This is a genomic window from Picrophilus oshimae DSM 9789 (assembly GCF_900176435.1).
Lineage (GTDB): Archaea > Thermoplasmatota > Thermoplasmata > Thermoplasmatales > Thermoplasmataceae > Picrophilus > Picrophilus oshimae.
Genome location: NZ_FWYE01000006.1, coordinates 18,288 through 27,250, shown reverse-complemented (window position 1 = coordinate 27,250; position 8,963 = coordinate 18,288). Strand labels below are relative to the sequence as shown.

General features: G+C 35.2%; 7 protein-coding genes. 4 read left to right on the top strand and 3 right to left on the bottom strand.

Annotated features, from left to right (window positions below; translation table 11 throughout):
• Window positions 1–1,132: ABC transporter substrate-binding protein (locus B8780_RS08040; protein WP_236719431.1), on the bottom strand; the 1,132-nt coding region annotated here is incomplete at its 3' end.
• 112 nt (window positions 1,133–1,244) lie between these two features.
• Here B8780_RS08040 and B8780_RS08035 point away from each other — a divergent pair.
• Both B8780_RS08035 and B8780_RS08030 read left to right on the top strand, forming a co-directional pair.
• Window positions 1,245–2,066 carry a UbiA family prenyltransferase gene (locus B8780_RS08035; RefSeq protein ID WP_084273298.1) on the top strand — a complete coding sequence of 274 codons (822 nt, stop codon included), beginning with the start codon at window positions 1,245–1,247 and terminating at the stop codon, window positions 2,064–2,066.
• Window positions 2,063–2,794, top strand: coding sequence for a phosphoglycerol geranylgeranyltransferase (locus B8780_RS08030; protein ID WP_084273297.1), 732 nt, complete (start codon window positions 2,063–2,065; stop codon window positions 2,792–2,794). The genes B8780_RS08035 and B8780_RS08030 overlap by 4 nt, the downstream gene beginning before the upstream one ends.
• Here the strand turns inward: B8780_RS08030 and B8780_RS08025 are convergent, their stop codons facing one another.
• Window positions 2,795–3,685: a cyclase family protein gene (locus B8780_RS08025; RefSeq protein ID WP_011176985.1), complete on the bottom strand. Its 891-nt coding sequence runs from the start codon at window positions 3,683–3,685 to the stop codon at window positions 2,795–2,797. It abuts the gene before it with no gap.
• A 108-nt stretch (window positions 3,686–3,793) separates the two neighbouring features.
• On the opposite strand from B8780_RS08025, the gene B8780_RS08020 reads away from it, so the two are divergent.
• Both B8780_RS08020 and B8780_RS08015 read left to right on the top strand, forming a co-directional pair.
• Window positions 3,794–4,654: a uroporphyrinogen decarboxylase/cobalamine-independent methonine synthase family protein gene (locus tag B8780_RS08020; RefSeq protein ID WP_011176986.1), complete on the top strand. Its 861-nt coding sequence runs from the start codon at window positions 3,794–3,796 to the stop codon at window positions 4,652–4,654.
• A gap of 2 nt (window positions 4,655–4,656) precedes the next feature.
• The gene (locus B8780_RS08015; RefSeq protein ID WP_011176987.1) at window positions 4,657–5,673 is read left to right on the top strand and encodes a methionine synthase; all 1,017 of its coding nucleotides are present in this window, start codon (window positions 4,657–4,659) and stop codon (window positions 5,671–5,673) included.
• 3 nt (window positions 5,674–5,676) lie between these two features.
• Here B8780_RS08015 and B8780_RS08010 read toward each other — a convergent pair whose 3' ends face one another.
• On the bottom strand, window positions 5,677–8,907 hold the full coding sequence (locus tag B8780_RS08010; RefSeq protein WP_084273296.1) for a S8 family serine peptidase: 3,231 nt from the start codon (window positions 8,905–8,907) through the stop codon (window positions 5,677–5,679).
• Window positions 8,908–8,963: the final 56 nt, after the last annotated feature.

Genomic DNA, 8,963 nt, shown 5'->3' with positions numbered 1-8,963 from the left:
TCTGTGTGTTCATTGATATATAGAATGCACCAAGAACCTTGTATGATTTAACAAGGTTTCCATTTGCCTCTGATTTATCATAGAATCCTGAGATTATCTGCTTAAATGATGATGGACCAACCTCGCTGATCTGTGATGTATTATCATCGAAGTCCTCAAGACGGTCTGTATGTGATAATCCGTATTTTATTACTATCTCCGGTATGTGTGCTGGCTGTGCTATTGCAGGTATCTGTGATGCATGGCCATTTACCCAGTAGTTTGGATTCTTTACAAGAACTATGGTGCTTAGACCGGATGATACACTCTTTATTGTGTATGGACCTGAGCCTATTGCACCGTGATCATCTATGTATGAATTTGGTGTGTTATATGTCACGCCGCCGTGTGCGTCAACATATCCTGGATATAATATATCACCCCACCAGCCTGCTATATCCTGTAATAGGAATGGATATGGTTTCATTGTGTTTATTGTCACATTGTCATTTGAGTTTACAACAACTGCCTGGTCTTTATACTCCATGACCTTCATCTCTGTTGCATTGTAATTGAAGTTTGATAGTATATTATCAAGATCAACTGCAGCCTGCTTGTACTGTTCTGTTAAATTACCTGTTAATGAATAACCTGCATTTACCAGTGCTGCCCTTAATCCCCATGGTAATGATATACCTGTTATTCCCTCGTTTGTAGCATTGAATAATATTCCTGGGTAGTCTGCTGCGTAGGGTCCCTGGCCCATTACTATGCCGCGGTAGAATGAAAACCATACAGATGTTGCATTCAATGGTTCATTGTTACTGAATTTTGCAAAACTCCATATATCAAATGTATAGTTCTGATCATTGTGATTATAAACATGCTGTGCAAGAACTGGAACGACCTGTGTACTTGAGCCATTAAACTCAACTAATGTTTGGAATACTGCTGCAAATAATGGTCCGTTCGTTGTAAAGAATCCTGTTGCGGGGTCGAGCTCCTCCGGGGCTGCGGTCTGTGATGTATCTGTAAATACATGTGTTACTACCTTCTTTGGTGGATGGTACAGCAAAGCAACAGAGACTCCTGCTGCTATGATTATTATTACAACCACCACTGCTATTATAATCTTGGCATTTTTACTAGCCATGTAAAGTAATTAAAAATAATATATTTAAAAGTTTTTATTGATTTTTTAGTGATAATTTAGTTTTTACTTAATAAAAATAAAAAATATATTTATGTAGACCATAGGGTCATAAATGAGTTTAAAAAGCTGGTTTAAAATTATAAGGCCAGTAAACGGTTTCATGGGTTTAATATCGATCTATATAGTTGGCTTCATAGATGTAAATTTTAAGTTACCACATTATTTAAAGATTATAACCCTTGGTGCACTCTCTGTTTTTTTTGTTACCTCTGGCGGTAATATAATAAATGATATAAAGGATATAGACCTTGATAAAATAAATCATCCATCGAGGCCCATACCATCAGGTGAAATCTCAATAAAATCAGCCTATGTTGTTTTTATAATCATGTTTATAATTGCCATAATTTTATCATCTTTTATCTCTTTGTATGCAGTCCTGGTTGTAATCTTTGCAGAGGCCCTTTTAACATCATACGAGATAAAGACAAAGAATCTTGGTCTTATTGGAAATTTCACAGTAAGCCTGTTGATAGGCTTTATATTCATATTTGGTGGTATTATACTTAACACCATTTTTAAGATGATCCTTTTGTTTTTGCTTGCCTTCTTTTCTAACGTTTCAAGGGAGATCATGAAGGATATAGAGGATGTTAACGGCGATTTAAACAGGGAAACGTTTCCAAGGGTTTATGGAATAAAAAAGGCAGAAATACTTGCGTCATTCTTTGTTATTTTAACAGTTTCAATTTCAATTCTTCCGTACTATTTTAAAATTCTAACAATATATTATGTATATGCTGTTATAATAGATGATATACTCTTTATTTTATCAATGATTATTATGTACAGAAATGTTTCAGAAAGCCAGCAGGTTTCAAAGATAGCAATGATAGTTGGCATGATATCATTTCTTGTAGGTGGTATAAATTGACCGTTTACAATGATATTATTGAAAAATTAAAAAGAAAAAAGATACATATGACCTTGATAGATCCGGCATCACAGGACATAGAATCATCTGGAAGAATAGCCGAGGCTGCCGAAAGGGCCGGTACGGACTTTATAATGATAGGTGGTTCAACCAGGATAAATTCAGAGCTCATGGATAAAACTATTGGGGCAATAAAATCAAAAACGTCTTTAAAAACCATAATATTCCCGGGATCTCCTGAGATGATAAGCCCAAGGGCCGATGCAATATACTACATGAGCCTGATGAACTCAAGAAATATAGATTTTATAATAGGCCATCAGGTTAAGACCTCACTTTTTTTGAGGCAGCTTGCCATAGAGACAATACCAATGGCATATCTAATCTTTGAACCTGGAATGACGGTGGGTCGTGTTGGTGAGGCAAATCTTATAAAAAGAGATGATCCTGATACTGCGCTGCTTTATGCACTTGCGGCCGAGACATTCGGCATGAAGCTCGTTTATCTGGAATCTGGATCTGGAAGCCCAACGTATGTTTCTGAGAATGTTATAAAAAAGATCAAGGAGTACGTAAAAATACCAGTTATAGTTGGAGGCGGCATAAGGGATAAAAATGCTGCTGAAAAGCTTGCAGCTGCAGGCGCCGATATTATAGTTACAGGCACCATCGTTGAGAGAAGCAGGAACGTTTATGAGGCCTTACAAGAAATTATATCATCCATATAATTATATTATAGCCACAGGTGAGACCGGTGATGCGGTGGCACCCTTTATTAATAATGGAAGACATATAAATGCAAATTCGTATATTCTGTCCCTGCTGAGCTCGTCCAGTTTTATATTATCTATTAGGCGGATTCCACACTTTGCTATTAAGTACTGATGCACTGGCAGCCTGGTATTCTTTATTTCCGGCGGTGTCACCTCACTTGATGGCGTGTCTGAACCTGAGACTGAGACATTTTTCTCTGACAGAAATTTTGCAAGGTCGTATCCTATTCCTGGTGATGAATCATAGTATTTATCATAATTCTTTGGATCATTGAATTCCCTGGATAATCCTGTGTAAAAGAATACTGCATCGCCGTTGTCTATTTCTATGTTATGATCCTTAAGAAAGATCTCTGTTTCCTCTCTGGTTATTGCATATCCAGGTTCCAGCTTGTCCTTTTTGTGCATGCCGGCAACATCTATCATTATGCCCTTTGTTATTATTGGTATGCTCTTTTCAATGCCAAGTCTTTTTGATCCAAGGTTCGTTGTGTTTTCATATGCATCTATGTTGTTGAATAATTTATTATTATATGCCATGTGATTTAATGAATCTAAATGTGTTCCTGTATGATCGCACATCTCTATTCGCCCAAGGGATGCGCCGTATTTATTATCATATATCTTATAGTAATCATTATCGTATGGCCTTAACAGTATCTCAAAGAAGAACGGACCGTGTGTCAATCTATCCGCCATGCCATTGAATATTACATGTGAAAGATTATAGACCCTGCCGTATTTAACCATTCTAAGTGATGATAAGACCTTTTTTTCATCTATGTAATTTAAATTCCCAAGCTCATCATCTTTTCCAAATTTTGATGATAAATCATTATAATCCATTGTTTTGAATTTTTAAAATAAATAAATATTTTTTCAGTTTCCTGTAATTACCAAAGGTAATAAATTAATAACAAATGTTTTTTTAAATAGATAATATACAGGAAGATCATGTCTGTAAAAAAGCTTGTTTATGGAATATATCCAAAGACCAATGAACTGCGGCTTGAGATCGGGCGATGGGAGCGTGGAATAATACCAGATTCCGTGCTCAATGAAAAAATAAATGATGAAAAATACATTTTTTATGATAAAGTCAAAGATATTTATTACACGGACCCGCTTTACAACTGGTATGATATATTTAGACCGCTTTCAAGGATTGTTAACGGCATATCTCTTGGTCCTTTAACAAGGTTTCTCGAAACAAATACCTTTTACAGGATACCTGAGATCTCTGATGTAAAGGATTTTAACCTTGAGCCAGATAAATTCCAAAAAATAGACGATAACCCACCACTGCCGCTATATCTAAAACATGGTATTAATTTCCATGGTTTGCTTCCGTCACCCTATTCATTCTATTACATGTCAAAAACATTAATGGATTACAATGATTTTAATAAAAAGATTTTGAATATATATTCAAGGATTCTTGATATATACTCCATTAAAAATGTGGTCCTGCTTGATCCGCTTTACTATAAAAACGATGCATACATTGATCTATCGGATTTTGCCAAAAAATACAATGTTATATTAATAACATCAGGAAATGTATCAAAACTTAAAATCAATGGAAAGCTTGAATCAATAGCGGTCAGGCCTGATGAGGTGGATTATATAATTAATAAATGCTCATATCCAGGAATAAGCATCTTTTCAGGGGATAATACAAAAATGGAGGATTTAAAAACAATAAGAAAAGAAATTTCCGGATATGATAACGTGCTTTTAACGCACAGTACATACATGGACTTTTTGCCCAGGGTTATAGCAGATAAAAAGATGGATCTTATACTGGAGGCTTAAAAATGTTGATAACTCAGGAAATAGGAAGCTTTAGGAAGCCAGAATATTTAAGCAGGGTCTTTCATAAAATATACGGAACTGATGAATTTTACAGACTTGCGGAGAAAGCGACGCTGGAAACCCTCGATGTTTTTTACAATGCAGGTCTTGAAAACATTGGTGTCGGCGGCGAGATGTTTCGCTGGGAGATGTATGAACACCAGGCAATAAACATAGACGGCATAGAGTTTTACGGGCCTGTTAGATCATTCGATAACAGGTATTACAGGAAGGGAAGCATCGTAAAAAGAATGGAAAGAAAATCAAGCTATCATTTAAAGGAGCTTGAATTTTTAATGGATAACGCCAGGGGGTCAATAAAGGTTCCGGTAACAGGTGCATACACAATGATGGACTGGTCATTTAATGAATTTTACAGGGATAGGTACGATGTTGCAATGGAATTTGCAAGGCTTCTTAACGATGAGATAAAAGATCTTAAATCTGCCTGGGATAGAAAATTCCCAGGGAAAAAATTGGAAATACAGATAGATGAGCCAGCAACAACGACGCATCCTGATGAGATGGATATAGTTAAGGACTCCATAAACAAAACTGTATATGGAATAGATAACTGTGAGTTCTCCATACATGTATGCTACAGCAGTGATTACAGGCTTTTATACGATATAATGGATGAAATAAACATAGACGGATACAATCTTGAATTTGCCAACAGGGATACATTGGAACCGGGAACCTCTGATGAAAACAGGCCCGGATACCTTGATCTAAAATACTTTGCCGAGCACAGCTCAGGCAAAAAGTTCATGGGTCTCGGGGTCACAGATGTTCATATAGACTACGTTGAACCCGTAAAACTCATAGAGGATAGAATAAGGTTTGCATTAAAATATATAGACCCGGAAAAATTAAGATTAAATCCAGACTGCGGACTGAGAACAAGATCAAGGGAGATTGGTTTTCAAAAGCTATCAAACATGGTTGCTGCAAAGAAAAATATTTTAAAGGAATTATAAAAATTAAAATTCATCGTATCTATTTTTTCTTCTCATTAAAAATCTTACAAATATGTATATATAAAATATTATGCCAAGAACTATTATAACGTTTAATATTATATACAATGGGTTGTACACTATTTTTATTTCCGGTGTTGATACAAAGGCCCCGGATGGTGTGTATGCATAAACGGAAACGTAATACGTTTTACCAGGTACTATTCCTGACAGAAATGCCGATGTATCAGAGCTGCTAATATTCAATGTTTTTGGATTGCTCATAAATGGACTTGTGGAGTATTCTACCTTGTAATATGAAACCTCTTTTAAGGAATATGGGGACCATGACATGTATACAAAATAGAATAAAAATGGTACATAGTGCGTTATCTGGAATAGTATTGTTGGCGTTATTTGAAATGATGGTATCATGCCTATGCTCTGATCTGCATTGTTAACCATGTCTATGCTAAAGCTTGCATTTATGTATTCATCATCTGATACAGTTATGTAATGATCGCCCTTTAGATATAGAATGGAAACACCGGAGCCGTTTGTGTAGCCTGCAACAGTTCCGTTCACATATATGACGGCATTTGATAATGCGTAGTCAAGATATTTGTTATAAACATATAAATAAAGGTAGTATCTGCTTGTATTTTTAATTAATACCTGTGTTGTGTAATTTTTACCGGGGGTGAGCCTCACACTTATATTATAAAAGCCGTTTTTTATTATTTCTATGTTTCCGCTCTGCGGCAGAACCTTTATATAATGCCATGGACCATTATTGTAATATGCTGTTATATTATCAAATTTAACCGTTGTATTTGCCTGAAATGTGAAGACCTTTATATAAACATAGGATCTGTGCATTATTAATCTGTTTCCTGTTGTGTTATAATATTCCGTTTTATAACCATTTGATTTTAATACAAAATAGTTTGTTCCGTTCAGTTCATAGATATTAATATGCCTGCCTGTAAATTTGTAATGGAAATAATTATCAACGGTAAGATTTATCCTGGCGTTGTAATAATCCGGACTGTATGAAACATTCAATAATGCCTCCCTGAAATCTGGTATGTATATGCTCCTTGTTATTAATGTGCCATTTATTAATGCCGATGCATTATAATAACCTCCATGATCTATAACAAAATAGCCTGAAACAGATTTTTTACCGTTTAATTCATAGTAATCAGGTATTCCTGTATTTGTATAAATTTTTATTAGATTTCTATCAAAAATAATATTATATTCAATGAAATATTGCTTTTTTGATGTGTTTTTAGCCGGAACAAGGTTGTAACCAGAGTAAAAGTTTGAATTCTTTTTTGTTATGTTTATTGTGCTATAATTGTTATTTAATGACGAGAATCTTAGATCAATATAATGATTGTCGTTTATCCTTGTATTATTATGAAATATATTTATTTTAGAGAATTCACCATGCGGTATGTTAACAAAGTTTATTTGATTGTTTTCCTGCATGGTTCCTATTACAGCCCTTGAGCTGCCCGCAAATGATATTATACCTGTAAAATTAAATATCAATCTATTTCCTGAATACATGTAGATATTATCCTTTTTTATCTGAACACTTAAATTATATGAAGATTTATCACCTGCTGGCCTTTCCATTTTGAATAATGTATTGTTGTTTTTTATAATATATTCATAACCGTATGTTCCATTGTATTTTATTCCAAAGTATGCATAGCCATTATTTGAATAAAAGCCCATGTAATAGTATGTGCTTCCATTAAATATCTCAACGCTTTTATTTTCCGTTATATTAATTGTGGCCGAGATATTATTTGAATAATACGTATTATTAAATATTAAATCTGATCCATAGCCACTTTCTATTATCATTGTATCATTAAGCAAATTTGATACTATTGGCGTTCCCAGACCTGTTACCGGATTCCAGCCGGCATGCGCATCATAGAAGCCATTGGTTCCGGATGTTATCTGTGTGAAAGCATTTGTGTAAAGCTTTGTGTTTGATATCTGATAAAGTACTGGATTTATAAATCCCATGGATCTGTTCATGTATTGATCCATAAGCGCTATTATTCCAGCCCATATTGGCGTGGCAACACTTGTTCCGCCAACGGCCTCTGCATTGCCGTTTACTATTATTAATACAGGGGTGCTCCTTCCGGCAACCATTGAAACATCAGGAACACCGCGGTGTGTATTATTATAATCCTCAGGGTCCTGATAGTAAGGCCTTTTAAAATAGCTTGAATAGCCGCCCCCGCTGCCAAAGGAAACACCATTGGCTATTCCGCCCCAGGCAGTTTCAACAGGCTCGCCATTTTTAAAGTACAGGTTAACGCCACCAACACCAAGAACGTAGGGATCAGAGGCTGGAAAATTCACCGCAAGATGTGACGTTGTATCGTATGACCCATTATCACCGGATGCTGCAACAACTGTTATATTATTTAATGCTGCATCCTTATATATATTGTTTAAAATTTTAAGCTCGGAATTACCCATTTCAGATTCAGGCTCACCCCAGCTCAGTGATATGATGTTTCCAAGGTGATGATATATAGAATATGCAACAGCGTCTATTAATGATGTCCCGGAACCTGGAGATACAACAAGCTTTATCGATGCGCCTGGTGCTATTGCATGGGCCCATTCCACATCCAGTGCGGTCTCTGTCGCCCAGCCACTGTTCTCCTGATAGACTGTGCCCTCAGGATACAAAACTGTTAGATTTACAGCCGGAAGGCCTGTTAAATTGTCAAAGGCTGAAACATCATAGTTTATTGATGGATCGCCGTATGCATCAACTATGACTATTGTCGTTCCATTACCGTATATGCTTTCATTGTAAACCGGATTGATATTATATGCATACCTTATCTGTGATGGCAGGTAGCCCGATGTCGAAAGGGCCGGCATGTAATATGGTTCAAAGCTTGAGTTGTCTATAAAATAATTTATACCAAAATATTTGTTTAATTTATTAAAAAATGATAATGAAACTGAATTATTATAAACATTTATTATATTGCCTGTATAATTATAATTTATATTATCATTTTTAAGTGTTGAATTTACAAGGGACATGTATCTTTGAGGAATGCAGGAAACTATTGTTTTATTATCTTCTTTAACATTATAGTTGTTCTCATTAACCATCTTATTATCTGATGGTATGATTACATCCATTGATGTGATTATGAACATGCAGATAATTATTATTGCAATGATCTTTATGCCACGCATAAATATGTAAAATTAATATTCGGATAAATAATTAACGTTTAAATTAATTCAGCATT

Excerpts from the sequence above, each read along its gene's own strand:
- B8780_RS08025 (WP_011176985.1), bottom strand. The coding sequence starts at position 3,685 with ATGGATTATAATGATTTATCATCAAAATTTGGAAAAGATGATGAGCTT.
- B8780_RS08010 (WP_084273296.1), bottom strand. The coding sequence starts at position 8,907 with ATGCGTGGCATAAAGATCATTGCAATAATAATTATCTGCATGTTCATA.
- B8780_RS08035 (WP_084273298.1), top strand. The coding sequence starts at position 1,245 with ATGAGTTTAAAAAGCTGGTTTAAAATTATAAGGCCAGTAAACGGTTTC.
- B8780_RS08020 (WP_011176986.1), top strand. The coding sequence starts at position 3,794 with ATGTCTGTAAAAAAGCTTGTTTATGGAATATATCCAAAGACCAATGAA.
- B8780_RS08015 (WP_011176987.1), top strand. The coding sequence starts at position 4,657 with ATGTTGATAACTCAGGAAATAGGAAGCTTTAGGAAGCCAGAATATTTA.